The sequence below is a fragment of the Nocardia sp. bgisy134 genome (assembly GCF_965341865.1).
Classification (GTDB): Bacteria; Actinomycetota; Actinomycetes; order Mycobacteriales; family Mycobacteriaceae; genus Nocardia.
Genome location: NZ_CBDQZP010000018.1, coordinates 26,707 through 51,416, shown reverse-complemented (window position 1 = coordinate 51,416; position 24,710 = coordinate 26,707). Strand labels below are relative to the sequence as shown.

Below are 24,710 nucleotides of genomic sequence, written 5' to 3'. Positions count from 1 at the left end.
GCAGCACGCGGCCGAATGCTCGACCAGGCCAGCGGCGCCTCGCTGAGAAGACGCTGAGAACCGGAGTCGCCCGGTATGCCCTCGGGGCTGTAACCCTTCCCAGGCCCAACTCCCACCCGTTCCCGTCAGGTATGTGCGTGCCGTGGCCGGGGCCGCTGCCGTGGTGCTCGCTACGGTTGCGCTCGCGGTGCTCGGCCGCGGCCGGGGCGGCCGCCTAACCCCTCACACCGACACCGGGGGTTCCGGTCACCCCCGGGCCCGGCGACTCCCACTCCGACGACGACCCCGCCGTCGCGGTGGGTGACGCCACCCTCGACCACCACCCAACCGCACCCACACCGACCCGCCCAGGACCGATCCGAGTTCGGGGTCGGTCGAGTGCGGGGTCACCAACATCAACGGGTGCGTGGAGAACGCGATCGATGGATTCTTCCAGCGCATCGTGGAGACCTCGCTCAACCCGCTGCTTGAGCTGCTGTCGCAAACCCTGCTCACGACACCGGAGCCGGGACAGATCCCGGAGATCGGGGCGCTGGAACCAGTCATGGCAGATCGTCACCAGCGTCTACGTCCTGGTCGTGATGGCGGTGGGGGTGCTGGTGATGATGCGCGAGACCCTGCAGACCCAGTGGTCGATCCGCGAACTCGCGCCCCCGCCTCGTGGTCGGGTTCGCCGCAGGGGCACTGAGCATGGTGGTCGCCACAGCCGCTATCAGTTTCGCCAACGCCCTCGCCGACACAGTAGCGGGAGAAGGTGTCGATTCCGGGTCGGCTGCAGATGCGCTGACCGAGCTCGCGGTCACCGGCCCCCAGAGCCGGGGAGTGCTCGTGCTGCTGCAACTGGCGCTGGCGGTGATGCTGCTCGTGCTGCTCATCTCCAACGTCGTCCGGGTCACGATCACGATCCTGCTCGTCGTGGGCGCACCCCTGGCGTTGATGTGTCACGGGCTGCCCGGCGTCGAGGGTGCCGCCCGCTGGTGGGTGGCGATCCTTTACCGCCTGCCTGGCGATTCTCAACCGGCTAGCACCTTCTGTCTCCGGTACCGCCCAGAACGACCCGGGGAACCGGGATGGGTGGGAACCCGCGACAACGCAGCGGCGCCCCCGCCGCTGGGCGCACAGCGCGGCAGGCACCCCGCAGCGCTACGGGGCGGCGGAACGTCCGTAGCCGGGAACCCTGCAAACTTGACCGCCCCCGCGCTAACCCCCCGCTTTGAACGGGAAACCACGGGAACCAGCGGGAAGCGACGGGACGAACCTCCGCCCTGTTTCCGCAGTTCACAGGCAATTTCGGGAAGCGGTGGGAGCCACGAGGCATCTAGAACCCCTGCGTGGGGGTCAGGGGTTCGAGTCCCCTTAGCTCGACAGAAACACTAGGTCAGACCCGGTTTTTAACCGGGCCTGACCTGTCTCATTTGGCCCAACCCCACGGAAACCCCGCGGTTTGGGCGTCATCGATGGAGCCGGTTCAGTGCTCGCCGGGCTCTACCGAGCCGTAGATGACGATCTCTGCCTTGGCCGTCGCGGCGAGAACGACGAATCGCTCGAGCTTGTCCGAAGGCAGGAAACCCAGCACCAGTCCATCCGCGCCGGTGAAGACGCCGATCAACGCGGTATCGACCGCACGACAACGATCGGCCAACAACCGCAAGTAGGGCTGAAGATCGGTCTCGCTGTTCCAGGATCCGATATCGCCGTCGTACCGGTCCCAGTCCCAGGCCAGTCCTTCCGGACAGGTGGGCATCAGCTCCAAGCGGCGGCGAATCGCGTTGGGATCGGCGATAACGCGAGGGAAGTAGCTCAAGGCGCTGTCGATTCCGTCGAACAATGCCTCTATCAGCGCATCTTCGGGATCGAACGCTGACCACAACGCATTCTCGAGGACGTACGCCAATCTGCCACGAGCCTTCTCGACATCGGGTGCGAGCAGCTCGACGAGTTCGATGAGCGCCGCCCGTTGCGCTGCAGCGATGCGCGCGCTTCGGAACCTGTCGCGAGGCCGAGGAACGAAGTCGATGATCACTACATAGCCACGGTCGTCATTGTCGAGGTCATCGAGCACCCAACTGTCCTCGGGCCGAATCCGATAGAACGCGAACTTGCCGTTGGTTTCGTTGGCCCTAATGATGCACCGCAGCGGAATCGGCGTGCTCAGCTCACCGGCCAGCCGCCCGACCTCCCGCGCCAACGCGATCCCTTGCCTGAGCAGGGTCCGCTGCGCGTCGACGCCGACGATCGGCCCGTCGGCATACGTGGAGTCGACGGACACGAAATCTTCCAGGTGGAAGTCGTTGTGCCAGTGCTCCCAATCGTAGAGATCGATCAAACGCCCCGGTGCGTCGTCAGCGTCCGCGGGAATCGGGGCCCAGGAGACCACCTCGCCGCGACTTTCGATCCCGCCGTCCACCCAGGTACGCAAACCGAGGGCCAGACCCTCCTCGGGATACAGACCACCGAAGCCGTCCCGCACACCGAGCAGTCTCGCCGCTCGGTCGTTCATCCTCACCGTAAGCACAACCCAAGCTATCGCTCGTGCCGACATCGAAACACGTTGCCGCGCGTCCCTATTCGCAACACGACGCTCTCGGCCGCCACCAACACCTCGGGCGACTCGCGACAATCGGCATCACGGTGCGTTCGGATACGCCGAGACGGCCCCGGCTCGGGGCACGATCGAGCGTCGTCAGTCCTCTGTCTCCATATGCGATTCCATGCGCGCCAGAATGTGGTCGATCTGTTCGCGCACCCACTCGGTGAGGCCGTCACTGCTCATCGCTGTGGCGACCGGGGCCGGGTGGTCCAGCGGCATGACGTAGCGGCCGTCGTCGGGGAGGTCGCGCCAGAGCATGCCTGCTTCGATCCGGCCGCGCGGGCCGTACTTGGAACGGCCCTGCAGGACCTTGACGATGCCGGTGCTCACCGCGGGGGTCGCGAAGAAGGCGTCGCTGCGGACCGTGTCGTCGTCTGTGTCGTCGTTGTCCATGACGCCGGACGACGGGCCCTGGTGGACGATCGCGGGTTCCGAGGTCGGCAAGGCGAGCTGGATGTCGTCCAGACTGCCTGCATTGCATGTGGGCAGCAGCCCGAGCACGGTATCGGCCAGGGCGTGCGGGTCGCATTCGACAGCGTCGAAACCACCTGCGTGCATGAGGGTTTCGCCGGGGCGCTGGGTGATGATGTACCCGCGGGCGCGTTGCCGGACGGCATGCACCCGAGTGCGCGCTTCCGGGTTGTCGAAATCCTGGTCGTCCCAGGCGTGCGCCACGATGAAGATGTCAGGTCGGGCGATGGCGCCCGCCATGGCGTCCAGTTCGTGGTCGAACCGTCCCCGCAACTGCTGCTGGACCTCGAACTTCTCCCGCTCGTAGTCGTCCGCCAGCCGGGTGCGGCTGGTGAAGACGAACGGGGCGGGCAGTTCGCCCTGCCGCACCTCCTCGCACAGCAGGTTGAACTCCAGGTCGGTGAACTCCCAGGTTCGGCTCACGAGTCGATCACCGGCTTCACTCGGTCTGGCACGGCGCCGATGGCGTCGTCCAGATGCGTTTTGGACTTCAGGTACTTGGCCGGCTTCTGCGCGGTATTGCCCTGCGCACCGCCGCCCGCGCCGGCACCGGCCGGACCCATCATCGGGGCACCGCCCATCCCGGGCGCGCCCTGGCCCGCCGCCGCTGTGGCCGGATACATCGGGTGTTCGGCGCCGGGCAGCGACGCGCGCGGAAACGCACGGGCCTGCTGGTAAGGATGCTCGGACAGACCAGCTGGGCTGCCCACACCACCGGAACCGGCGCCACCGCCGCCCGCGCCGGACGCCGGATCGACCGCCAGATCGCCCACGGCGGCGGTGAGCGCGGCCGGGTCGAACCGGCGCAGCATCTCCTGCAACTGGTCCGCGCCGGGCAGGGTGGCACCGAGCTGACCGAGCGACTCCAGTCCCTGGGTGAGCGCCGTACCGATCTGGCCGAGGAAGTCCTTGCCCGCCTGGGCGAACGACGCCGGGCCGCCGTCGGCGCCCATCGTCTGACCGGGCAGCCCGGCCACGGAGGACGACTGGCCCGGCAAGCCGGCACGCCAGGGCGAGTGGTCACTCGTGCCGGTCGCGGCCGCCAGCGCCTTCTCATCCAGCGCGTTCGGCAGGTTGTTCAGCACCGACCGCACCTGCGCCGGGTCGAGACCGGTGAGCTTCGCCAGTTCGCCGACGTCGGCCACCTCCGGGATGTTCTTCAGCACCGAGCGCACCTGTTCCGGGGAGAGGCCGCTCTTCTTGGACAGGGTGTTCTCGTTCAGCAGCTTCGGCAGATCGCCGAGCATCGAACGCACCTGGGCCGGATCGGCACCGGTGGCCTTGGCGAGCGCGTCCTCCAGCCCGCTCGCGCCGGATCTACCCGCACCCGCACCCGATGACCCACTGCCCGTTCCACCGCTGCCGGACGATCTGCCCTTCGCGCCGTTGGGCAGCGGAGCGGACGCGAGCGACGGGACGTTGGGCATGCTGGCGCCGCTGCCTCCCGAGGGCGAGTCGGACGCCGACTCGCTGGGAAAGCTACTGCGCGGGAACGGATTTCCCGAACTCGACGGGCGCGACTGCGTCCCGCCGCCATTCGGCGAACCAGCGCCGGACGAGCCGACCGGGGTCGCCGCACCGCCGGCGCGAGCCGCGGCGGACTCGGCCTCCCTCTGCGCGGCTTCGTAGCCGGGTGGGAGTTGCCCCTGCGACCCGGAACCTCCGCGGCTGCCGCCACCGCTCTCGGCGCCGTTGGGCAGGGGGGCACCCCTGCCCGAACCCGTGCCGCCCGATTCGGCGCCGTGCGATCCGGCGCTGCGAGGTCCCGGGCTTGTGCCGGAACCCGCTGTGTCGTAACCGGACTGGCTCGCCGGGTCGGCCTGCCCGTTGCCCGGCTGGTACCTCGGATCCGGTTGCTGGTTCCCGTAGCCGTCCTGGTCGACCCCGTACTGGCCGTTGCCGTTGCCGTACTGGCCGTTGCCCTGCTGGTTCCCGGGCTGGTTCTGGCCCTGACCACCCGGCGGCGCCGGCTGGGCGATCGGACCGTTCACCACGGGCATCGCCGAGACGGTGTTCTTCATGCCCTCGCCGTAGTGCTTCTGCCACTCGTTGCGGTACCGGCGGGTCACCCGGCCCGGGCAGCAGTCACCGGGATCGGGGCTGGAGGGCATGCTGAGCTTTGTCAGGTGCAGCCACTGCGCGCTGTAGTCCAGGTTCTGGCTCATCGCGATCATCGAGGTGGCCAGGGGTTGCACGCCGTCGGAGTAGTTTTCGATCGCCGCGGTCGCCGCGGTCGCGCCCTGCCCCTCCCACGCCTCAGTGCCGGTGTTGATGGCGTTCACGAAGGTGTTGAGCTTGCCGAGCAGGTCGTTGGCCATGCTGTGCCAGGTGCCCGCGGCGGCCAGCACCGGAGCAGGGTCGAGATCGCGTCCCAGCTCGTATAATTCGCTGAAGGCGAGGCTGTCCTTGTTCTCGATGCTGGCGGTGACGCCCGGATCCTTCTCGCCCTGGTAGTCCTTCAGCGAGGCGGGGAAGCTCTCCGCGTTCGCGTTCTGGAGGTGCGGCTTGCCGTCCTTGCCCATCCAGGCGAATCCGCCGTTCGCCTTGTCGAATTCGGCATCCGGTCCGCCCGGCTTGCGTGCGCCGGGGGTGTAGGGGCCGGCCACGGTCGGCATCTTCAGGTCGTTGAGCGCCCGGAAGTCGCTCTCGGACTCACCCTCGGCGTTCGCGAACGCCTTGCCCGCCGCGATGTAGGTCTCGCCCATGTCCGTGACGATGTCGGCGTGATCTCTGAGGATGGTTCGCAGCCGGTTTCCCTTGGTGGTGAACGCCATCGCCAGCTGAGCGCCGGAGGTGAGGGTGCCGATCGGCGCGAAATTGTCGAGACGCAGGTTCGTCACGGCCTCGGCCATACCGAGCAGGTCGTCGACCAGATCGGCGCAGGCGCGAGCGGCGGCCAGCGCGTCGGCCGTGTCGAACTTCAGATACCCGGCCTGCGCCTGGTTCTTCAGGCCCGACCACGTGCCCGGTTCGAGAGCCATCCCGTTCACCCTTCTTGTCGCATGGGCGCACCACGTGCGCCGCGTCAGTCGTCGTTGTCGGCCACCACGGACCGGGGCGCGCGGGCGCCGGAATGGTCGTCGTCGGGCCAGCGGTTCGGGTCCGGCGGGCGCAGCGGCGGTGGGGGCGCCGTCGGCATGAGCGAGCCCAGATCCGGTGCGCCCTCGATGATCTCGGAGAGTTTCGGCAGGGCGTTCTTGCGTTCCAGCAGCGGGCGCATGAGCTCCTGGCTGCGCTCGGCGGCCTTCGCCGCGGCGGCCTGCACCGCCGCGGTGACGTTCTCCGCGATCTCCTCGAGGGTCAGATCCAGGACGTCGTCGGCGAACTGGGTGTCGATCAGGATGCCGTCGGCGTTCACCGTGACCTCGATGCGCTGATCGCACACGCTCACCGTCTCGGTGAGCCGCGAACGCCGCTGCTGCAGTTCGGCGATGCCGCGGAACTGCTCGCCGAGACCCTCCACCAGCGTCGCCATGTCGGCGCGCAGGCGTTCGTTGACGGTGGGCTGCCCGGTCACCGCGTCGGCTTCCCGAGCAGGCCGGCGTTGCCGGAGTCGGTATCGGCCAGGGCGTCCGCGGCATCACGCTGACCGGTCGCCATGTCGCCCAACGTGGTCGCGGCGCCGATGGCGCCCTCGATCAGGTTGTCCCGCGCCGCCTTGTAGCCCTTGTCGCCGTCGAAGAACTTGTGGCCGCGCTTGTCGTCACCCCACGGCATGACGGTGCCGTCGGACTCGATACCGCTGAGGGTGTTGCGCAGCTTCTCGGCGACTCCCTTGGTGTCGTTCGACAGCTCCCGGGTCAGATCCGAGGCGTGGCGCAGCTTCTGGGGATCGACCTCCAACCGGTCCGCGGCCATGGCACTCCCTTCTGTGTCGTCGGATTACGGGGTGAACGGGACGTCGACCTGCTCGACGGCGTTCTCGAGTGGCGCACCCGCCGGGGGCGGGGCGCCCGGGGCCGGTAACCACTGCTGCCCGGAGGAGCCACTCGACGATGGCGGTGAATACGGGCCGGGCAGCGGTTCCACCCACGGCCACTGCTTGGGCCGCGGCTTGCCGCGCACGTCCTTGCCCTCGCCCAGGAAGGGTTCGCTGTGGTGGGTGGCGATCGGGTTTCCGTTGCTGCTCCCGCCATTCGCGCCGGTCACCTGAGCACCGGACGGCGGGAGCGGGGGTCGCTGCGCACCGCCGGAGCCAGAATGTCCGCTGCTCGACGAGGAGGACGACCCCGTCGGCACCGGGGGAGCGGCGTGTGAGCCGGACGGAGGCGGTGGGGTCCAGCCGCCGTCGACCGAGGACGACCACGAGGTCGGAGGTTGATTGGTGCGCGCGTCGTGGTAGACGCTGTTGCCCGAGCTACTGCTCGAACTGCTCCCACTGCTCGAACTGCTCCCGCCGCTCTGGAACGAGCTCGCGGCATCGTGGTAGACGCTGTTGCCGGAGACGCTGCTGTGCGAGGACTGCGGCCGGCTCGACGAGCCCGCAACGGTGGAGTGCACCGGTTGAACCGAGGACGACACGCTCGCACCGGAACCGCTGTCCGACTGGCCGGACGACCGGGAACTCGACCCGCTGGACGAACCGTCGCTCACCGGTGGCCGGGGCGCCGCATTGCCGGAATTCGGTTTCGGCATCCAGACATAGGAGCGAATGTCGCCGTGCCCCGGCGGAATCGGCTTGCCGATGGCGAAACCGCCGCGCGCACCGCCCACCACCGCACCCCGCGTGACACCGCCGACCCAGCCCTGCCCGGAGGCGAACGACGAGAAGTCTCTGGTCGCGGCGCCCACGGCCAGGTTGCCGAAAATGGTGCCGACCGCGCCGGAGGCGCCACCGATCACCGCGCCACGACCGACCCGGCCCGGGATGTTGTTCAACTGCTTGCCCGCGACCTTGTCGATACCGTGCCCGAGGTAGCGCCCGAATTCGCGTCCGGGCACCACGCCCGCGACACCGGCGAGGATGGACAGCCCGAACTCTGTGCCGTTGAAGTGCCGTCTTTTGCCCGCCGCGAGCTGGCCGACCTGCACCGAGCCGTTGATGGTCCCGACGATGGCGGTCGCCTCTATGGCCCGCGTACCGTAGACGCCCCAGCCCTTCGCGGTGGGAAAGACTGGCCGCAGCCGCGCGGCCTGGGTCCAGAAGTGCCGCTTGGCGGTCGAAGCACCCAGGCGCGCAGCGAGATTGGTGATCGCCTTCTGCACGAAGTCCTCGAACACCTTGAGAAAGGATCGCGTGGTGGTGATGGCGGCCGCCTCCACGGCGGGCGCGGTGGGCGGAAAGAGCCAGGCCCACAAGATCTCCAGCGCCAGCCAGGCCAGCGTCACGATGACGGTGATCTTGGTGGCCTGGATCTCGGTGCCCATGTCGAAGGTGCTGTCGCCGACGGTGCTCATGAACTTCGCCAGCGCCTCGATGGAATGTTCACCGGTGCGCAGCGTGTCGTAGCGGGCGCCCATCGCGGTACCGCCCTCGCCCTGCGGATAGGCGTCGATGGTGGCCTGTTCGGCCGCATCGATATCGGCGAGCAGGGCCGTCAGCTCCGTGCTCGCCGTCTTCCATGCCTCCGACACCGCCCATGCGACGTCCTCGTCGCCCTCCGGCCAGGTGGTTCCGGCCACCCAGGCCAGCCACTGCAACCCCTCGGGCATGTGGATGGTCATCGCTGCACCGCGGCGGCTCCGTACCGTCCCGTCGGATTGCTCACCACAGCTCTCCTCTCGGCGTTCGATGTCGTGGGATTACAACGCAGACAGTTGAATTCGCAATGACGGGCAAACGAATTCGCCGCACCGGCGCCGTTCGCTCCCGAGTGGTAGCGTGCGGGCCCGATCGAGGAGGTGCCGCTTTCATGACCGCAGCAGAGGATTCGCCTTCCGCCGATTCCGAGTCACCGCTCGCCGACGCGGCGAGCCGCCGGATCGCCGAGGAATTGATCGCGCTCGCCCCGCCGGGCTGGCACGAGATGCAAGCGGTGTTCGCGCTGACCGCCGTATCGGAGCTGGCGTCGGTCTTCTTCACCGACGAGCAAGGCCATCCGGCCCAGGTGTTGCCCTCGGAGGAGGTGCTGGCACTGGTCCGGCGGTACCGTGAGGCATCGGCCGCCCTGCCCGGTGGCCCGTGGTGGCGTTACCTGGTGATGGCGTCGGCGTCCGGCGAGATCGGTGCCGAGCACGACTTCGGCGCCGAGCCCTTTCCGGACGATCACCTCTTCCCACCGGAGGTGTATCGGGCTGACCTGGAGGCGTTTCCGCGGGCGCGGCTCCCCGTCTGGCTGGCAGCCCATATCGGGCACGAGGACCGGCAGTCCCGGCCCGCCGAGCAGGCGGGGGCACTGGCCCGGACCGCCACGCTCACCCCGGAAATCGAGACGACATTGCCCGCGCTGCCGTTGCTGGCGATGCGCTGGGCGGCGATCGCCGCGGCGTTCGTGGCGGCCGGATCTCCGTGGGGGCCGCGGGTGCTGCCCGCGCTCGGCCTGTTCGAGGGCGCCGAACGCAGCGGTTCCTCGCTGTGGCTGGTCCCTGGCGGCCGTGCGGTGCTCTCCGGCGGAGTATGGAACGACCCGGTGCTGGACGCGGTCTACAACGCCGGCGCGCCCATGCCGGATCTCTACGCGGGCGCGCCTGGGTGGGTGGCGAACCCGCTGCTCAACCCGCGCGCCGGGTCCGGGTTGCTCTCCTTCTGCTACTGGTGGGAGGGCGGCCACTGGTATCGCGGCGCCGCCCCGCCCGCGAGCGAGGTCGCGGCCGCGATTCCCGGGGTATGGACCAGGGAGAGCGCAGCCGACATCGTGGCGTCGCTCGCCGCGGAATCGGGCGTCGAAGCGCGGGACGCGGCACTGGAACTGGTGCTGGCCGCGGAGCACGGCCTGGCCGAGCGCGCACTGCTGGTGCGGCTCTTCGGCGAGCACGAGGATGTGGACGGCGCGCTACACCAGCTACTCATGGCGGGCGCGGCGGACTAACCGTCGGGGCGTCACCGCAGTGCCCTCATGACCAGTCCATGCGATCCGTCGAAACCCCACTATCCAGCAGTCGCGCCGCAGCTTACCGACATCAATGTCGGTGGCAGCCCTTAGCGTGTCAGCGAGGCCGAACCACTTGATACACAGGAGTTCTCATGACGTCCAGTGAAAGCCCAGCGGCAGGCACCCGTGCGTGGGATGCCGAACTGACCGCCGCTTTCGACATCCTGCTAGGCGGAAAGCCGGCCGAGGACCCCACGGCGGAGTACGGCGTGTACTACGCCGATGACTCGCTGGACGAGTTCCTGTTCCCGAGTGCCTGGGCGACCCCAGCAGCGCTCGCCGAGCCGGAGCCCAGGCAGCTACCGTTTCCTGGCGCCGACGAGTACCCCTTGTCCCCGGGGGTGTGGCGGTTCGACCTGAGCCGGTCCCTCTTCCGCTTCGACGATCACCTGCTGGACGAGACGGGACCGTGGGGCGAGGCCGGGTCCAAAGGCCCCCGACCCTTCGGTGACGACTTCGTCGCCGACATACGCGCCGCCGCGACCGCCGGCGCCGATCAGGTACTTGTGCGTGGCGCGGAACTCGGCCCGTTGCTCGCTCGGCACGGCATAGATCTGACCCACGAGAGCTCCAAGAAGCTCAACAACTGGCTGACCGTACTGTTTCGGGTCTCCACCGATGGCACTCTCGCCGACGCGATGCGCGCGGCGACCTTCACCGAGCGCGGCCCCGAACATCTGGTGCCGTTCGACGACGAGGGCTACGTCGACACAGCCGAACGCAGATGGGAGGTAGCACTGGCAGCGATCACCCGCCCCGAGCTCCGCGACCACCTGCGCATGCTCTGCCTCGACGAGGATGACGCGCGGGCGGCCGGCGCGCACTACTGCAGCGCCGACCGGTGGCCCTTCACTACCGACATCCTGGCCAGCCTCGGCGCTCGCCTGGTCGTGGGCTGGGAGTATGGCGAATCCCAGGCCGGCACCGCCGTGGTAAAGCTGCCGGATACGCCGCACGCGCGCTGAACCGGACCGATCGAACATCTGGAATAGGAAGTAGCTGCCCGTGTCCATGTGGTTGGAACTGGCAAAGATCGAACCTTCGCTGCTCGAAGAGATGCGCGAGAAACCCGAACTGATTCACACCGTGTTCTTCTCCGAGAACGACTCCGCGCCACTCCCCGGCGGGCTCCGCCGGGTGGCGGACTTCTACGGATACGACTACCGCACGCTCAGCGCCATCGCCGAAGGCCGCGCTGAGGCCGAGAAAGGCACTGCCGACTGGAGGGACGCTTACCCCTGGCTCGCCAGGGCGACCGGCGACCACTGCGACGTCATCGCGGGGTACGAGTTCTGCTACGGACCAGCCTTCGTCCTCACCCCGAACGAGGTTCGCCAGGTCACGGAGGGGCTGGTCGCGGAAGGCTGGGTCCTCGGCACCACGGTAGCCGACTGGGACGAGGAGAACGAGGATGACGAGTTCGAGGACCTGTGCCCGTACTTCGCGGCCGCCGCAGCCGAGGGAAAGGCAGTGATCGGCGGGGTCAGCTGATTCAGTGGCGCATCCACACGGTGTGAGGTTCGATGGAGTTTCCGCCGACGTCGCGGCCAATCCTTTGGGTGAGATCGTTTGTGCCACTTCGTCTGTGGATGCACCGGGTCGGTTGGGTGACCGTTGGCGCTTCGCGCGCTGGGCGCCGGGCCAGCCGATCTCGATCGTGGCCGAGGAGTGTGTCGTTGCCGTCATTGCGGCGACCAGATGTCCTGTCGCAGAAGGGCGCAGGTGATTTGCTGCAATCGGCGCAACCTGTCGACGGCACGACATGCGATGGTGTAGCCGGACGGTTTGCCCGCCCGATCGGGCGGGCGCGACTTCCGCCCGGACTACCCGACCGCGTTGCCGGTCGGCACGGCGGGCGCGTGGTTCCGAGTTGTAACCCCTGACAGCGACAGCGCGCGCAGCGCACACAGCCAGCCGATGGCGCCGATGGCCATCCTGGGGTAGTTCAGTGTGGTCCATGTGTCAACGAAGGACTCCACGCGCTCGGGAGTCCAGTCCGCGCCGTTGGATTGGAAGATCAGCATCTGGGTCGCGAAGTAGGCGTAGGTCGAGACCGAGTAGCCGAACATGATGGCGGCCCCCGCAATCCACCAGCGCCGGAAGGCGACCGGCGTGCGCCACGCGAGGTACAGGTTGATCAGCGACAGAACCGCCACCACCGGGGAAACGAACGGCCAGAACGCGCGGCCTGCCTTCTTGAAGCCGGACGCCTCCATCGCCGGGAACAGCTCGTCGGGGGGTGCGTCCGCCCACATCGGAATGACGCCGAGTTTCTCGTACCATCCGGCCCCGAACTGGATTCCCACAAAGATGACCAGCAGCCAGAGGGGTATCGCCCGCTTCGTCGTCATGTCCGCATCTCCTTCTTGCCTTCAAGTACTCTCTATTTCAGAGCCTCTCTGATATAGAGAGATTAGAAGGAGTGATGTGAAATGGGATCAGGGAAAACCCGGAGGGCGGCCCTGAGTTCGCTGCAGACGGAACTGCGGATACAGGCAACCCGCACCGTCATCTTTCATTCGGCCGTCGCCGCACGGCTCGGGCTTGCCGTCACCGACCTGAGCTGCCTCAATGTGCTGAGCATGGACGGACCGCAGACGCCAGGGCAATTGGCCGACCGTATCGGCATCACCCGGGGAGGTGCGGTGACCGCGATGATCGACCGGCTCGAGCGGGCGGGCTTCGTGCGCCGCGATCGAGATCCGCAGGATCGGCGCCGGGTCCTTGTCGCCTTGGCCGGCGCGCAGGCGCGGGACGTGGTTGCTCCGTTGTTCACAGGGCTCGGCACGTCCGTCGGCGCGTATCTGGCCGAGTGCGACGACAGTGAACTAGCGGTGCTGCAGCGGTTCGTCGCCGCGCTCAACGACTCCCTCACTACAGCTACCGACACGCTCCGCGGTTCGGCTGCGGAGCGGTGACGGCCGGTGCAGCCGCATCGTGCGTGGCGGTCGGCCTCGGATGCCATGGAGTTACCCCAGCCCGGCGGCCAGCACAGGAACAACACCGAATCCAGACCAGCTCGGCGGCGAACTCATCGAGACCACCGACCGGAAACCACACAGCAGGCTGCCCGTCATGCACTACCGGTGATGGAATCGGAGGCGCAGTCCCCGGGGCTTCAGGGAGATCTGCTCGGCGACGTCGAGTTCGTAGCCAGGTTCGGGTTCGATGGTGAAGGTGTGAAGAATGTGGGCGAGGGCGAGCAGGATTTCGTGGTAGGCGAATTGTCGGCCGATGCAGGCGCGTTCGCCGGTTCCGAAGGGTTTGTAGGCTGCGCGGACGTTGGGGTCGAGTTTGCGCAGGTTCTCTGGAAGAAAGCGATCGGGGTCGAACTCGTCGTGGTCGGGGCCCCAGCCTGGATCTCGGTGGGCGGCGAGGGTGAGGACGAATACCCAGTCGCCTTTGCGGAAGTGGTATTTGCCGTCGCCGATGGTGGTGTCGTGCTTGGCTTCCCGGAAGTATCCGGGGGCGATCGGCCACAGCCGCATCGTTTCGTCGATAACGCGGCGTAGGTAGCGAAGCTTCGCGACATCCTCATAGCCGATGTGCGGCCGCTCGCGGCCGGGCCAACGCTCGTCGACCTCGGCGCGGGCACGGGCCGCTACATCAGGGCGGGAAGCGAGGAAGTGCAGGGCGAAGACGAGCACACCGGCGGAGGTTTCGTGTCCAGCGACCAGGAAGGTGAGGATTTGGTGGCGGATGTTCTTCTCGTCGAGAGCGTTCCCGGTGGCGGGATCGGTGCTGTTGAGCATCAACCCGAGCAGGTCGCGAGTGCTGTAGGGATCCTCGCTGCGGCGGGCGGCGATGACGTCGTCGACGATTTTCTTGGCGAAGGCAACGTCATTGGCATGCTGCGCGGCACGGTTGCGGGGAAATTTGTGCACGGCAGGCGGCAGATTGGCGTTGCGGTTGATGAAACGCAGACTGCGGGTCATCGCCGCGACGAAGGGATGCTCGTCGGTGTGCGCGCGGGTGAACGAGTCGAAGCCGGTGCTGAAACCACAACGCCCGATGACTTCGAGGGTGTACTTGTTGGTGTCCTCGGCGACATCGATCCAACGGCCGGACTGCTCGGACCAGTGGTCTACCAGTTCGGCGGCGGTGTCGGTCATCGTCTGGTGGTAGCTGCGCATCGCTGACTGGGTGAACGCGGGCATGAGGATGTTGTGTGCGGTCTGCCAGTTCGGTTCGTCGTTGTAGGCCGTGAACAGTCCATCGCGGGCGACTGGCCGCATGAGGCGGAACAACGGGCTCAGATTCTTCGCCCAATGCTCTTGGTTGTTGATCTCGGCGAGCAGATCGACGCCGGAGACGATGACGATCGGATAGTTGATGATCAGGCGTTCGTAGATCGGTCCGAGGCGGCGTGCGTCCCGCATCGCGGCCTGTGTTGGCCTTCCCGGCCGCACAGTCAGCAGGTCACCCAGCAGAGGCAGTCGAAATGGTGGATGGGGGAGTCGTTGGACGGGGCGGACGGATAGGTCGGTCAACGGGGCTGCTCCTTGTTCGATGCGTTCGGTGTGGCTGGGGCCGATGTGTATGTGGCCACTACAGCGGTCTGGGCATGCGGCCATTGACGGGCCAGCTCGAGCAGAACCTGAATCTCGGAATCCAGATCGCCAGTCGCCTCCGGTGCCCGAGGTACGGTTCGCGCCCCAACCGGGTCAGGCTGCGTCCCAGCCCGTTTGGTATCCAAAGCATGAGCGACCAAGATCGCGTACCGCGTTGTCTCTTCGCCCATCTCATCTGGCAGTGCTGGCGCGGTATCGGTGGTGACCGACATGTACGGCCGCAGGTTCAACAAGATGTCACGGATTTCGATGGTCATCCGGTGCAGCCGCGGCGTCGGAGGGAGCTTGGCGAGTTCGGTGGCGGGGTAGAGGACCAAGTCAGGGAACGCTGTGGTCAGATCACGCCACAGCGGCTGGAGTCGGCGGGCGTGGCGACTGGTTCGATCCCATCCGAAATGCTCAGCCAGGACGGGGAACAGCGGAACCGCGACGATGAGCGCACCGATGAGAGCAGACGCGAAGAACGTCGTGGCCTTGCGACTCATCTGTTCGTCGTGTGCCGAGAAGTCGGTGTAGGTAGATAGTGCCGCGACCGCTGGCCCGGCGAACGCGTCGAACAGCAGGCTACCTGCGGCGGCGAAAATTGCGCCGTAGAATACTTTTTCGCGCAGGGTCAGATCTTCGGTACGGAAATCACGGACAGTGATTTGCAACAGCAGTGCCGCACAGACAGCCAACGGCGCACCGAATATCGCCCAGAACGCGACCGCCGGCCAGCCCAGCGCCTGGTCGATGAGCAGACCTTGCCTGCGCGCAGGGGTTCCCGCAATCAACAACAGGATGAACACGTCAATAATCACGCCGTCGTAGCGGCGCTGTCGCTGCCCAGTAGTTTCCGGATCCGCTCCGCCCCACAGTTTGGCGATCCCGTAGATACCGGACAGGCTAGCCAGGATGGCACCTAGTGACAGCTGGTGCAGCAGGCTGGCGATACCCAGAGCCACCCCGCGCTCGTGCAGCAGCTGACCGACGACGCCCCAGGCCAGCGTCCGGTTGATCAGTTTGTCGGTGGGTGTCTGGTTGATCAGCCTCCACCGCAGCACAGTGATGGTGGAGGTCGTGGCGATGATCGGCAGCGCGGCGGTGGCGGGCAGCGGAGAAGTCATCGGCGCTTGTTTCTGAAGAGAGTGCGACGCATGGACGAAGCAGGCGGCGGCGGTTGGGTCGCGTGTAACAGCGCCATGTCGGCGAACGACTCGGCGTCGCGCTCGTTGTCGTCGCCGTAGGCGTTGCGTCCGCAGCACATGCTGGATGGAATCGCCCGAGATCGACGGCATCAACATCGTCAGCGCTGTGTCTCGGAGTTCATCGACCTGCCGAGACGGCTGTCGATCGTGTTCGAGCAGCATATGCCCGATCTCGTGCAAGACGATGTGCTGCGCATGCCAGGCGGAAGTGTCGCGGTCGTAGAAGATGATGTCGTCGTTGCGGCACGCGATCCACAAACCGCTACCTGTGCCGCAGCCCGCCGCGCCCAGCGCGGAGGTGTCCATGGCCGCTAGCTCGATCGGGCGCCCACGATGTTCGGCCACCGCGGCGACGTAGGCATCCAGATTCCAGGGCCGCGGGATCGGCACCATCACAGAAAGCTCGCGGAACCGATCCCCGATACTCGACATCCGATCGAACTCCCCCGGATCGCAATTCATCGAAGAGCTTCACGGACTTCGCCGATCCCCAACGCTCGAAGCCCGCCCCCCGAACACTGAAATCCGACACTACCAGGAGCATGGGCAACTGCACGAACTGAGATCTCTTGGGCCTCCGCGTTCAAACATCAAGTGGCAGTGCGTAGTTCGCCAGCAATTGTTACGCCGGACGTTAGCCGGAGCGATCCTCGATGCCACTCGATGGCCAGATATCGCAGCCAGCAGTCCAATTGCGCGAATCTCTGTTCCCTGGTCCTCTATCCAAGATTTCCCTGACATCCGCTTCGAGGATGTGGCCAAACTACGGGGCTTGCGACGGGTCGTCGACGAGACGTTGCGGCTGTGGCCGACCGGACCGGGCTACTTTCGGCGCGCACGCCAGGACACGACGCTCTGCGACGGCAGATACCGTTTCCGGCAGAAGGATTGGGTGCTGGTTTTGCTCCTTGCGGCGCACCGTGACCCGGCATGGGGTCCCGACGCCGACGAGTTCAATCCTGACCGGTTCCTTCCCGACAGCATCCGGAACCTGCCACCGTGCATCTTCAAGCCGTTCGGTACGGGTCCACGAGCCCGCATCGGTCGGCAGTTCGCCCAGCACGAGATCACTGTCGCACTGGCTGTGATCCTGCACCAGTTCGACCTGGAACCCGACCCGGACTACCGACTCGACGTCCGCGAAACCCTCACCCTCAAACCCGCGGGTCTACGACTGCGACCTCACCCGCGAACGAGCAACAAGTGAGCCAGAGTTCATTGAAATGTCTCCGACGGCATAAGCCGGTCAGACAGGGTCCTGGCTGCTTTGCATCATGTGAACCGGCTTGCGAATTGTCATCGATCGGTCTGGTCGGTGCCCGGTTGATCGGCCGGGCGAGCTACTCGGCGGACACTCGAGTGTCGCGGGGCCTGAGCAGGTTCTCGACGAGGGTGTCCACCAGTCCGCGTGGGATGCTCGACCCCCTCAGGGCGCAATAGACGATCGGGCCGACGAGAGCGTCGATCGTGGCGTCGGGGCCGAGGTGGGGCGAGATCTCGCCGGCGTCGATTGCGCGCGTGAGCATGTCGCATTCCTGGTCACGGCGTGGACCGAGATAGCGCTGGTGAAAGCTTGTGGCTGTGTCGGGATCATGCTGCGCCTCGGCGATGAGCGCGAGCAGGACCTTGCCGGCGGGGTCGCGGGTAAGGAATCGCGCGAAGCGGCGTAGGTAGCCGCGGATGTTCTCTGCCGTGGGCTTTTCCGTCGGAACGGGAAGGTGCTTGGTGCTGTCTTCGATGAGCGTGTCGAGCAGGATCTCGACCTTCGAGGGCCACCAGCGGTAGATCGTCTGCTTGGCGACGCCGGCGCGCCGCGCGATCGCCTCGATGGTCAGAGCCCCGAATCCGTTCTCGACCAGCAGATCGTCTGCGGCATGAAGTACAGCCAGGCGCGCTGCCTCGTCGCGTCGAGGGCCGGAGTGCGCCCTACGGGGCTGGGAGTTCGCGGCGGGCATGCGAGACACCATACCCATCAGCGGTGTCGGGCTGTAGTCTAGTCGCAACGTCGCGTCTAGACTAAGTATCACAACGTAGGAGTGAATGTGTCCGCCACGTCCCACCGCCAAGCTCTCGTCATCGGTGCCTCTTGAGGGCTGGGGCTCGTCCTCGCCGACGAGCTCGCTCGACGCGGCTGGCGAGTCATCGCCACGACGCGCCGCAGCGGCGGCCGGCTGCAAGCGAATGCCCATGCCTCGCAAGGACTTCTAGAGGTCGAATCGTTGGAGATGACAAGCTCCGTCCAGCTGGCCGAGCTGTCCGAGCGCCTGGCCGATCGTCGGTTCGATCTGCTCTTCGTCAACGCCGCGATCGACCGAGGCGATCTGCCGATCAGCGAGGTCTCGACCGACATGTTCACCGAGGTGATGATCACCAACGCGTTGAGCCCCCTGCGCACCCTCGAGGCCCTGCGCGGACTCGTCGCGCCCGGCGGGACCGTCGCAGTCATGTCCTCCGAGCAGGGCAGCATCTCGCGAAACACCGAGGACGGCTACGAGCTCTACAAGGCCAGCAAGGCCGCGCTCAACCAGCTGATGCGCAGTTACGCCACCCGCCATGCCGGCGATGGACACACCAAGCTGCTCATCGACCCCGGCCACAACCAAACCCAGCTCGGCGGCCCCGACGCGCCTCTCACGCCCCGCGAGAGCATCCCCGCCGTCGCCGACGTCCTCGAAGCACAAGCCGGCGCGCCCGGCCTGCAGTTCCTGGATCGCCACGGCGAGACCGTCCCGTGGTAGAGCTCCCGGCGCCTCGGACCAGGACGTCGGCCATGACCTGTTTGGGCTGGACCGTCAGGGGTTGTGCGGCCCCGCTGCGGTGGCTGCGTAATCGGCGAGGTCGTCGGCCATGCGCTGCATCACTTGGGGAAGGAAGAACGGCATGATCCAGCCGATCCCAGGCCGCATACGCCAGGTGCCGCGCCAGGTGATGGTCGTTCCGCCCGTGGGAGTCGGCTGCAGTTCGACGACGGCGCGATAGTCCTTCATGGCGAAGTTGAAGGCATCCTCGTACGCGAGGAGCCGATCCTGCACGAGTTCTGTCAGTCGCTCACCGGTGACGACCCGGCCGGTGCGGAACGCGCGGACCGCGCCGATGCCGTCGTTGCCGCGCGAATCGAGGCCGCTGGAGCGTTCCTCGACCAGTTCGTCCAGCCCGGAGGACCAGCGGGGCCAGCTGTGGCCATCGATCAGCAAACCCCACACCGTGCTGACGGGAGCCGAGGTTGTGGAACGTACTCGGTAGTGCGGCACGTCATATCCTTCCTGCGTTTTCAGTCGACGCGATCTGCACGGTGAGACCGAGATGCGTCGGGGGACAAGCTGTTTCCCGGCGTTCGGCGGCTGCCCGAGGTCGGCCACACGCTCTGGTCGCCGAGCAGACCGGGTCTTGGGGTACGGCTACCGCTGCGGTGGAGGCGAATTCGATCGAAGGTGATCGGTTCAGCGGCCGGTCGAGCCGTCGATCATTTCGCGGAGGATGTCCGCATGGCCGGCGTGGCGGCCGGTTTCCTCGATCATGTGGACCAGTGCCCAGCGGACGCTGGGGGTGGGGCGGTTCGACCGGGGCCGCGGGACAGGTGCACCGAGGTCGGTGCAGACGTCGAGGATTTCGTTGGCGTGCTCGACCGTGGCTCGGTAGCGGGCGACGACGTCGGCCACGCTGTCGGATGATGTGGCTCGGAACGTCGCAGGCCAGTCGGTGACGTTGTCGCCGAGGAAGATCGAGCGTTCGACGTGAGTCAGGTGTTCGAGCAGGCCGAGCAGGTTGGTGCCCGACGGTACTGCGGCAGTTCGTGCTTGCGGTTCGGGGGCGCCCTCGACCTTTGCCGCGATCGAGGTCCGGAGATAGTCGAGGAATCCGCGCAGGGTCTCGGCCTCGTTGTTTGCGGTCCGAGGCGGCGGGGTGTCGCGGCAGCGGGTGCGGCCGGTCGTGCTGGGCATGGCGGTCTCCCTTGTCGCGAGCGTCAGGCGGTTCGGCGGATGAGCAGGACGTGGTCGGTGACCTCGGCGCTGCGCCCGCCCGCCCCGGTCGCGATCCGACGGGGTGCGTCGGCCCGCTCGACCATCCATGTCATCGGATTCAGGTCCATACCCGTGGCGACCTCGCCCGAGAAGATGTCGGCCATGGAATGAACCGTAAGGGCGAGTCATCCCCCACCCAATGCTCGAGATTGCGGTGCACCGGTCAATAATTGCGATACTCCGAGGGACGCGCCCCGGTGTGCCGCAAGAAGGCGGTTGACAGCGCACCAGGGCTTGCGAAGCCACACCGTGCCGCGACCTGGGCGATCGTCAGGTCGGTCTCGCGCAACAGCCGTTTCGCCTCGTCGATCCGTAACCGGGTGAGGTACCGGTACGGTGTCACCCCGGTCGCCTCCTTGAAGACCCTGACGAGGTGGTAGACGCTCAGATGCACCTCGCCGGCGATGTCGGCCAGGGTGATCGAATCGGCCAGCCGCGCACGCATCGTCGCGACGACCGTGCGCACGCGTGCGTCCTCGCGCGTCGGCGTCCGATCAGCAGGCAGTCGCGCATGGCGGGTGAGTAGATGCACGGTCAAGAAGGCCGCCGCGGCCTCGGCATACAGGTCGTCGGCCTCGCCCGTGCGACCGAGCGCTCGGACGGTTTCCTCGACCAGCGAATCCCCCGCGGTGACGGACGCGGCCATGGCCTCGTAGTCCACCGCGTGGCCACCCAGTTGCGCCACGACCGTATCGACGGTGTCACGCGGAATGTGGACCTGTACGCTGCGCATCGCCCCGTCCGCCCGATAGCGGCGAAGGACGGGCCGGCCCGGGATCGCCAGCTCCGGCCGACCCGGCACCCACGTGGAGCGTTGCGCCCGACCATCACTGCGCGTCTCCATCACAGCCCGCCCCGCGACGGGCACTACCAGGTGCAGATCTGCCGTGCCCGGCAACGTCATGTCCTCGACCACGGGGACATGCTCGAACCGCTGCACGAGCAGCGACCGCCAGCCGGCAACCTCCCAACTGCAATACGTCCGCCGAACGTACCGAGGCGTATCGAAACCGGCATACGGCTCCAGATCGAAACGGGTCGAGTCGAACACCATGAGACCGAGATTATCGACGCTGGCAACAAGGTTCGCTGGTCCCGACAGCACTACGGCCCGCCGATCGCGCTCGTGCGGGTGCCTGGTCGACCATCAGTCGACGACGGCTGTTGCCTCGGAGTACATCGGGCTTGATCGCGGGGTCGTTGATGCCGGGCGTGGCGAGCATCGTCGGGATCATGTGACACGAGAAGACGATCAGCCAGTAGGCCCGACCTCCGGGATGGCGCTCGCGCAGCTCCACGTTGGCTGACATTCGATGGAACCGGATGGGTCGAGGGTGCGTCCAATACAGAGGACGAGACCGAAAGATCGCACTGTGATTTGCGTGGTGCGTGTTTCGTTGACAGAGTTCGATCGGACTGGACAGCTGGTGGGAGGGGGAGGTGTCGATGGTCGGCTTCGATCCGGGCAGTGCCGCAGGGGGATTGGCGCAGTTCGCGGCCGATTTGGGGCGGGCACGGCGGTTCGGAGAGCTGGAGGGGCGGATGGCGACGTTGTCCGAGTCCAGCGTGAGCGTGGCGGTGGACAGCAGCGGGGTGCCGACGGCGTTCGGGATGGGGCAAGAAGTCGTGGCTGGAACGAGGACATAGATGTGGAACAGCGACGACGTCGTCGTCGATCCGGAGAAGGTACGCGCGCATGCCAGCGCCGTCGAATCGACGCTCGGGAACGTCAGCAAGGCCAAGCAGGCCGCTGACTATGTCGCCAAGTTGGATGACGGCTACGGGGTTTTCGTCGGGTGGTACGCGGATCTGATGGTGGGCTCGCTGCACGAGCGGATCACCGACAGCCTGCAGAAGATCGTCGAAACGACCGAGGCGCTACCGAAGACGCTGCGGTACTGCGCGGATACCTTCGAAAACCTCGATGCCGGCCGTAAAGCCGAGATCGAGGGTCAACAGAACCAGATCAAATAGGGGAGGGAGCCGTGCCGTTCAACGACGCCGCGCCGCCTGAAGGCAATGAACTGATCGACGGGAAGGTCGACGACGACGAGGCTTACGGTTTCGACCAGAAGGCTCTGCTCCCCAGGATAAACAGCGACGGTGCCGAATCAGGTCTGCTCAAAGGCACGCCGCTGGGAGATGCCTGGGAAGCCGGCGGGCTCGTCAAGGAAGCGTTGAACGGGGAAGACCCGGTCAAGAACCTGTACGGCGCGGCCCTCAAAGCTTCCTCGGTAGCCGTCGCCGCGGCGGACGTGCTGGAGTACCGGAGCCGCATGTCCGCAGGGGTTCCCCTGGCGAAGTTCGATCCGTTCAATATCGTTGGCGCCCTGCTGATGGGCTGGATGCTGGAGAATGTCGAACCGCTGCGCAAGGCGCTCGACTGGGTCACCGGTAACCCGGACATGGTCAAGGCGTATTCCACGTCCTGGGAAAACATTTCCGGTGCGCTGACCGAAGCCGCCGCGACATGGAACACCGAACTGCAGAAAGACGTCAGTGAATGGGCCGGTGCCGCAGGCGCGGCCTACAAAGCCAAGGCCGATGCGTTCATGGCGGACATCGAGGCTCAGTCCTCCCTCGCGACCTCGCTGAGCAAAGTGAATGCCGCGCTCGGTGACCTGGTCGAGGGTGTTCGCGGTGTCGTGACCGAACTCCTGAACTGGCTGGCCGGCGTGCTGGTCGAGGCTGCCGCGATCATCATCTGCACCGGGGGGACGGCGTCTTTCGCGGCGGTCGCCCGCGCCAGCACGAGCATCGCGGGCGCAGGCACGAAGATGTCGCAGATCCTGCTCCAGCTTGCGAAAGAAGCGTCGACGATCATCGGAATGGTGCCGAAACTGATTCAGATCGTGCAGGGCGCAACCGAGGCTGGGATCAGATCGGCAACGGCGTAAGCGTGCAAGATCGCAGGAGGAGATCTCGTGGGTAGATACCGGAGCACGTCCAGCTTGCCGCTACCAGCGGATTGGGAACGAAAGGCGTTCGGCGCGTACCGCTATACGGTGCTGCCGTTCGCCATGGCGATGGTCGTGTGGCCGTTGGTTCTGGGTGGGATCTGGACAGCTGTGAGAGATCCGGAATCGGTGTGGGGCGTACTCCTCGGGCTCGTGCTTCTGGGCCCCTTCGCTGCTACTCTCACCCTATGGGGATGGTCGGAACTCCCCCGAACTGCTCCGGTGGCCGCTGACATTCGAGCCACCGGAGCTGGCTCCGCGCTCGTGCTGCCGGTGCCGCGCCCTTCCTCGATCGGAAGTCTGGTAGCTATCGCATTCGGAGTTGCCCTGCTCGGGGCCGGACTGTGGCAACTCATCGCATCGTTGAACGACGACTGGTCGTCCGGAGCAGCGTTCTTCTTCCTCATTTCCCTGCCAGCTTTGTTCGCCATCCTCATCGGCCTCGGCACATACCACCCTCGCAAGACCCTCGGCAACGTCGGCATCGTGCTCACGGCACAGGACATCTCGATCGATTACGGCAAAGGCCCGACCAATGTTGCCTGGCAGGACATCTCGGCAGTCGGCGCCCGCAGCCGCCGAGAGAAAAACAAAGTCGGCAGCGGAACCAACGTGATCACCCTTGTCGCCGGTGATGCCGACACCGGCTACCGAACCATCGACATCGGCCACAAGGATCTCGAGACCGACCCGACCCGGGTCTACCACCTGTTCGTGTTCTACGTGCGTAATCCGGGACTGCGATCGGAACTCGGGACCGAACTCGGGTTGGATCGCTTCCGGCGCGGCGGATACGTACCGGAACAGCCGACGGCCTTCGTCGACAGAGATCCGCGCCCTTGACAGCATCGCTGTCGGCTCGTGGGCGCGGATCGCGATGCGGGGCAGCTGGTCTGCTGGCACCTGTCAACTCGGGCGCGACCTCCGCGACGACCTCCGCGTTGCAGCGCCTCTGAAGCGCTCGTGTTTGCGGCTGGAGGTCGCGAATGCGCAGGCCCTGGCAGTGCCAGGGTGCCCAGTCGGATTCGCGGTGTAGGGCGCCTCGTAGCCGCGAAATCAGCACAGTTCCAGTGTGCGGTCCAACATCACGGCAAAGTCGAATTCCTTGGTGCGCACCATATTTCGAGATACTAGAGCTATTGCGACCGATCGGTCAACTATGCAGCACTGCGGGCCGACTCGCAATTGGAGCGGTGCGGTCCGCCTGACGGCCACCGCCCCTGGCTGCACCAAGATCATAGACCGATAGTCGAATCAGTCTCCGGGACAAGCGATTCCGGACCGGCACCGGGTCCGCCGAGTTGCCTGATTCGCTCGGTGGGTTCGTCGATCTCGGGATCGGCAACCGACGGTCGCCGGTCGAGGCCGAGCGGGCGAGCTCTTCCTGGTGAGCCGACGGAAGGATCTCATCCCGGTGAACGGACACAACCACCACCCGAACGGCTCGCGGCGGCGATCGATCACCGAGAAGCGAGATGCCGAGCGCGGCGACCGCGACGACGCCGACGATCCATCGAACCTCCACTGGTGGAGCGCCGGAGCCGACCGGTGACCACCGGCTCGATCGAGCCTGCGGCTGGTCCTGAGTCAGAGTAACCGTCGTGATACTTCCGGACGGTTGACAAGGTCAAGATCGTACAAATACTGTTCGGTAACCATGAATCGTGTGCTGTCGTACGAAAATCCGAGAGGGATCATTGTGCCAATCCACACCGCCATAGCGTAGGTGCGACGTACGCACCTTGTTCGGGCACTACACCCTCTTACGCGCGCCCGATGGCGCGAAGGCTGCGTCCCTGGCATGCCACCGTAACGCTTCGGTTTTCTGAAGCGTCACTCGCTGATCGATTGCTCTGCTGAGCCCGGCGGCACAGCTGGGTC

Annotated in this window: 26 protein-coding genes; 12 read left to right on the top strand and 14 right to left on the bottom strand. The window is 66.4% G+C overall.

What is annotated here, in order from left to right; translation table 11 throughout:
• Positions 1 to 406: 406 nt before the first annotated feature.
• Entirely contained in the window at positions 407 to 688 is a 282-nt protein-coding gene (locus ACRWNM_RS27610; protein ID WP_431971022.1) for a hypothetical protein, read from the top strand.
• A 780-nt stretch (positions 689 to 1,468) separates the two neighbouring features.
• On the opposite strand, the gene ACRWNM_RS27605 is transcribed toward ACRWNM_RS27610, so the two are convergent.
• The 6 genes from ACRWNM_RS27605 to ACRWNM_RS27580 all read right to left on the bottom strand — a co-directional run bounded on the left by ACRWNM_RS27605 (position 1,469) and on the right by ACRWNM_RS27580 (position 8,725).
• Positions 1,469 to 2,500: a DUF6630 family protein gene (locus tag ACRWNM_RS27605; protein ID WP_431971021.1), complete on the bottom strand. Its 1,032-nt coding sequence runs from the start codon at positions 2,498 to 2,500 to the stop codon at positions 1,469 to 1,471.
• Positions 2,501 to 2,683: 183 nt separating this feature from the next.
• Positions 2,684 to 3,484, bottom strand: a complete 801-nt coding sequence (locus tag ACRWNM_RS27600; protein ID WP_431971020.1) for an ESX secretion-associated protein EspG — start codon at positions 3,482 to 3,484, stop codon at positions 2,684 to 2,686.
• Positions 3,481 to 6,042 (bottom strand): hypothetical protein, encoded by a 2,562-nt coding sequence (locus tag ACRWNM_RS27595; protein WP_431971019.1) that lies wholly within the window; start codon positions 6,040 to 6,042, stop codon positions 3,481 to 3,483. The genes ACRWNM_RS27600 and ACRWNM_RS27595 overlap by 4 nt, the downstream gene beginning before the upstream one ends.
• 44 nt (positions 6,043 to 6,086) lie before the next feature.
• The gene (locus tag ACRWNM_RS27590) at positions 6,087 to 6,578 is read right to left on the bottom strand and encodes a YbaB/EbfC family nucleoid-associated protein (protein WP_431971018.1); all 492 of its coding nucleotides are present in this window, start codon (positions 6,576 to 6,578) and stop codon (positions 6,087 to 6,089) included.
• Positions 6,575 to 6,919, bottom strand: coding sequence for a hypothetical protein (locus tag ACRWNM_RS27585; RefSeq protein ID WP_431971017.1), 345 nt, complete (start codon positions 6,917 to 6,919; stop codon positions 6,575 to 6,577). Before ACRWNM_RS27585 ends, ACRWNM_RS27590 begins: the two co-directional genes overlap by 4 nt.
• Before the next feature lie 24 nt (positions 6,920 to 6,943).
• Positions 6,944 to 8,725, bottom strand: a complete 1,782-nt coding sequence (locus tag ACRWNM_RS27580) for a hypothetical protein (RefSeq protein WP_431971016.1) — start codon at positions 8,723 to 8,725, stop codon at positions 6,944 to 6,946.
• A 188-nt stretch (positions 8,726 to 8,913) separates the two neighbouring features.
• Here ACRWNM_RS27580 and ACRWNM_RS27575 point away from each other — a divergent pair, with 188 nt between their 5' ends.
• The 3 genes from ACRWNM_RS27575 (at position 8,914) to ACRWNM_RS27565 (ending at position 11,583) form a co-directional block, all read left to right on the top strand.
• Positions 8,914 to 10,029, top strand: coding sequence for a hypothetical protein (locus ACRWNM_RS27575; protein ID WP_431971015.1), 1,116 nt, complete (start codon positions 8,914 to 8,916; stop codon positions 10,027 to 10,029).
• Positions 10,030 to 10,184: 155 nt separating this feature from the next.
• A complete protein-coding gene (locus ACRWNM_RS27570; RefSeq protein WP_431971014.1) occupies positions 10,185 to 11,057 on the top strand; it encodes a hypothetical protein in 873 nt (290 codons plus the stop codon).
• Positions 11,058 to 11,097: 40 nt separating this feature from the next.
• Positions 11,098 to 11,583 (top strand): hypothetical protein, encoded by a 486-nt coding sequence (locus ACRWNM_RS27565; RefSeq protein ID WP_431971013.1) that lies wholly within the window; start codon positions 11,098 to 11,100, stop codon positions 11,581 to 11,583.
• Between the two features lie 332 nt (positions 11,584 to 11,915).
• On the opposite strand, the gene ACRWNM_RS27560 is transcribed toward ACRWNM_RS27565, so the two are convergent.
• Complete coding sequence (locus tag ACRWNM_RS27560) at positions 11,916 to 12,443, bottom strand: DUF1772 domain-containing protein (protein WP_431971012.1); 528 nt, start codon at positions 12,441 to 12,443, stop codon at positions 11,916 to 11,918.
• Between the two features lie 81 nt (positions 12,444 to 12,524).
• Between ACRWNM_RS27560 and ACRWNM_RS27555 the strand changes: the two genes are divergently transcribed.
• Positions 12,525 to 13,010, top strand: a complete 486-nt coding sequence (locus tag ACRWNM_RS27555; protein ID WP_431971011.1) for a MarR family winged helix-turn-helix transcriptional regulator — start codon at positions 12,525 to 12,527, stop codon at positions 13,008 to 13,010.
• 162 nt (positions 13,011 to 13,172) lie between these two features.
• Here ACRWNM_RS27555 and ACRWNM_RS27550 read toward each other — a convergent pair whose 3' ends face one another.
• Positions 13,173 to 14,666, bottom strand: a complete 1,494-nt coding sequence (locus tag ACRWNM_RS27550) for a cytochrome P450 (protein ID WP_431971010.1) — start codon at positions 14,664 to 14,666, stop codon at positions 13,173 to 13,175.
• Positions 14,579 to 16,282, bottom strand: a complete 1,704-nt coding sequence (locus tag ACRWNM_RS27545; RefSeq protein ID WP_431971009.1) for an MAB_1171c family putative transporter — start codon at positions 16,280 to 16,282, stop codon at positions 14,579 to 14,581. Before ACRWNM_RS27545 ends, ACRWNM_RS27550 begins: the two co-directional genes overlap by 88 nt.
• A gap of 187 nt (positions 16,283 to 16,469) precedes the next feature.
• On the opposite strand from ACRWNM_RS27545, the gene ACRWNM_RS27540 reads away from it, so the two are divergent.
• Entirely contained in the window at positions 16,470 to 17,057 is a 588-nt protein-coding gene (locus ACRWNM_RS27540; RefSeq protein ID WP_431971007.1) for a cytochrome P450, read from the top strand.
• A 133-nt stretch (positions 17,058 to 17,190) separates the two neighbouring features.
• On the opposite strand, the gene ACRWNM_RS27535 is transcribed toward ACRWNM_RS27540, so the two are convergent.
• Positions 17,191 to 17,805 carry a TetR/AcrR family transcriptional regulator gene (locus tag ACRWNM_RS27535; RefSeq protein WP_431971006.1) on the bottom strand — a complete coding sequence of 205 codons (615 nt, stop codon included), beginning with the start codon at positions 17,803 to 17,805 and terminating at the stop codon, positions 17,191 to 17,193.
• Positions 17,806 to 17,943: 138 nt separating this feature from the next.
• Between ACRWNM_RS27535 and ACRWNM_RS27530 the strand changes: the two genes are divergently transcribed.
• Positions 17,944 to 18,588, top strand: a complete 645-nt coding sequence (locus tag ACRWNM_RS27530; protein ID WP_431971135.1) for an SDR family oxidoreductase — start codon at positions 17,944 to 17,946, stop codon at positions 18,586 to 18,588.
• A 54-nt stretch (positions 18,589 to 18,642) separates the two neighbouring features.
• On the opposite strand, the gene ACRWNM_RS27525 is transcribed toward ACRWNM_RS27530, so the two are convergent.
• From ACRWNM_RS27525 to ACRWNM_RS27510, 4 genes are all read right to left on the bottom strand, one after another.
• The gene (locus tag ACRWNM_RS27525) at positions 18,643 to 19,101 is read right to left on the bottom strand and encodes an SRPBCC family protein (protein WP_431971005.1); all 459 of its coding nucleotides are present in this window, start codon (positions 19,099 to 19,101) and stop codon (positions 18,643 to 18,645) included.
• Between the two features lie 189 nt (positions 19,102 to 19,290).
• Entirely contained in the window at positions 19,291 to 19,791 is a 501-nt protein-coding gene (locus ACRWNM_RS27520) for a DinB family protein (RefSeq protein WP_431971004.1), read from the bottom strand.
• A gap of 23 nt (positions 19,792 to 19,814) precedes the next feature.
• Positions 19,815 to 19,976 carry a hypothetical protein gene (locus tag ACRWNM_RS27515; protein WP_431971003.1) on the bottom strand — a complete coding sequence of 54 codons (162 nt, stop codon included), beginning with the start codon at positions 19,974 to 19,976 and terminating at the stop codon, positions 19,815 to 19,817.
• A 59-nt stretch (positions 19,977 to 20,035) separates the two neighbouring features.
• The gene (locus ACRWNM_RS27510; RefSeq protein WP_431971002.1) at positions 20,036 to 20,926 is read right to left on the bottom strand and encodes a helix-turn-helix domain-containing protein; all 891 of its coding nucleotides are present in this window, start codon (positions 20,924 to 20,926) and stop codon (positions 20,036 to 20,038) included.
• Between the two features lie 392 nt (positions 20,927 to 21,318).
• Between ACRWNM_RS27510 and ACRWNM_RS27505 the strand changes: the two genes are divergently transcribed.
• From ACRWNM_RS27505 to ACRWNM_RS27485, 5 genes are all read left to right on the top strand, one after another.
• Positions 21,319 to 21,519, top strand: a complete 201-nt coding sequence (locus ACRWNM_RS27505) for a hypothetical protein (protein ID WP_431971001.1) — start codon at positions 21,319 to 21,321, stop codon at positions 21,517 to 21,519.
• Positions 21,520 to 21,846: a type VII secretion target gene (locus ACRWNM_RS27500; RefSeq protein WP_431971000.1), complete on the top strand. Its 327-nt coding sequence runs from the start codon at positions 21,520 to 21,522 to the stop codon at positions 21,844 to 21,846.
• Between the two features lie 11 nt (positions 21,847 to 21,857).
• Complete coding sequence (locus ACRWNM_RS27495) at positions 21,858 to 22,769, top strand: hypothetical protein (RefSeq protein ID WP_431970999.1); 912 nt, start codon at positions 21,858 to 21,860, stop codon at positions 22,767 to 22,769.
• Positions 22,770 to 22,796: 27 nt separating this feature from the next.
• A complete protein-coding gene (locus ACRWNM_RS27490) occupies positions 22,797 to 23,672 on the top strand; it encodes a hypothetical protein (protein ID WP_431970997.1) in 876 nt (291 codons plus the stop codon).
• 571 nt (positions 23,673 to 24,243) lie between these two features.
• On the top strand, positions 24,244 to 24,381 hold the full coding sequence (locus ACRWNM_RS27485) for a hypothetical protein (protein ID WP_431970996.1): 138 nt from the start codon (positions 24,244 to 24,246) through the stop codon (positions 24,379 to 24,381).
• Positions 24,382 to 24,710 lie beyond the last annotated feature (329 nt).

What these genes read in the sequence shown, in the direction of transcription:
- ACRWNM_RS27605 (WP_431971021.1), bottom strand. Translation starts at nt 2,500, where the DNA reads ATGAACGACCGAGCGGCGAGACTGCTCGGTGTGCGGGACGGCTTCGGT.
- ACRWNM_RS27595 (WP_431971019.1), bottom strand. Translation starts at nt 6,042, where the DNA reads ATGGCTCTCGAACCGGGCACGTGGTCGGGCCTGAAGAACCAGGCGCAG.
- ACRWNM_RS27585 (WP_431971017.1), bottom strand. Translation starts at nt 6,919, where the DNA reads ATGGCCGCGGACCGGTTGGAGGTCGATCCCCAGAAGCTGCGCCACGCC.
- ACRWNM_RS27580 (WP_431971016.1), bottom strand. Translation starts at nt 8,725, where the DNA reads ATGACCATCCACATGCCCGAGGGGTTGCAGTGGCTGGCCTGGGTGGCC.
- ACRWNM_RS27575 (WP_431971015.1), top strand. Translation starts at nt 8,914, where the DNA reads ATGACCGCAGCAGAGGATTCGCCTTCCGCCGATTCCGAGTCACCGCTC.
- ACRWNM_RS27570 (WP_431971014.1), top strand. Translation starts at nt 10,185, where the DNA reads ATGACGTCCAGTGAAAGCCCAGCGGCAGGCACCCGTGCGTGGGATGCC.
- ACRWNM_RS27560 (WP_431971012.1), bottom strand. Translation starts at nt 12,443, where the DNA reads ATGACGACGAAGCGGGCGATACCCCTCTGGCTGCTGGTCATCTTTGTG.
- ACRWNM_RS27555 (WP_431971011.1), top strand. Translation starts at nt 12,525, where the DNA reads ATGGGATCAGGGAAAACCCGGAGGGCGGCCCTGAGTTCGCTGCAGACG.
- ACRWNM_RS27550 (WP_431971010.1), bottom strand. Translation starts at nt 14,666, where the DNA reads ATGGCCGCATGCCCAGACCGCTGTAGTGGCCACATACACATCGGCCCC.
- ACRWNM_RS27545 (WP_431971009.1), bottom strand. Translation starts at nt 16,282, where the DNA reads ATGTCGAGTATCGGGGATCGGTTCCGCGAGCTTTCTGTGATGGTGCCG.
- ACRWNM_RS27535 (WP_431971006.1), bottom strand. Translation starts at nt 17,805, where the DNA reads ATGCCCGCCGCGAACTCCCAGCCCCGTAGGGCGCACTCCGGCCCTCGA.
- ACRWNM_RS27520 (WP_431971004.1), bottom strand. Translation starts at nt 19,791, where the DNA reads ATGCCCAGCACGACCGGCCGCACCCGCTGCCGCGACACCCCGCCGCCT.
- ACRWNM_RS27515 (WP_431971003.1), bottom strand. Translation starts at nt 19,976, where the DNA reads ATGGCCGACATCTTCTCGGGCGAGGTCGCCACGGGTATGGACCTGAAT.
- ACRWNM_RS27510 (WP_431971002.1), bottom strand. Translation starts at nt 20,926, where the DNA reads ATGGTGTTCGACTCGACCCGTTTCGATCTGGAGCCGTATGCCGGTTTC.
- ACRWNM_RS27505 (WP_431971001.1), top strand. Translation starts at nt 21,319, where the DNA reads ATGGTCGGCTTCGATCCGGGCAGTGCCGCAGGGGGATTGGCGCAGTTC.
- ACRWNM_RS27500 (WP_431971000.1), top strand. Translation starts at nt 21,520, where the DNA reads ATGTGGAACAGCGACGACGTCGTCGTCGATCCGGAGAAGGTACGCGCG.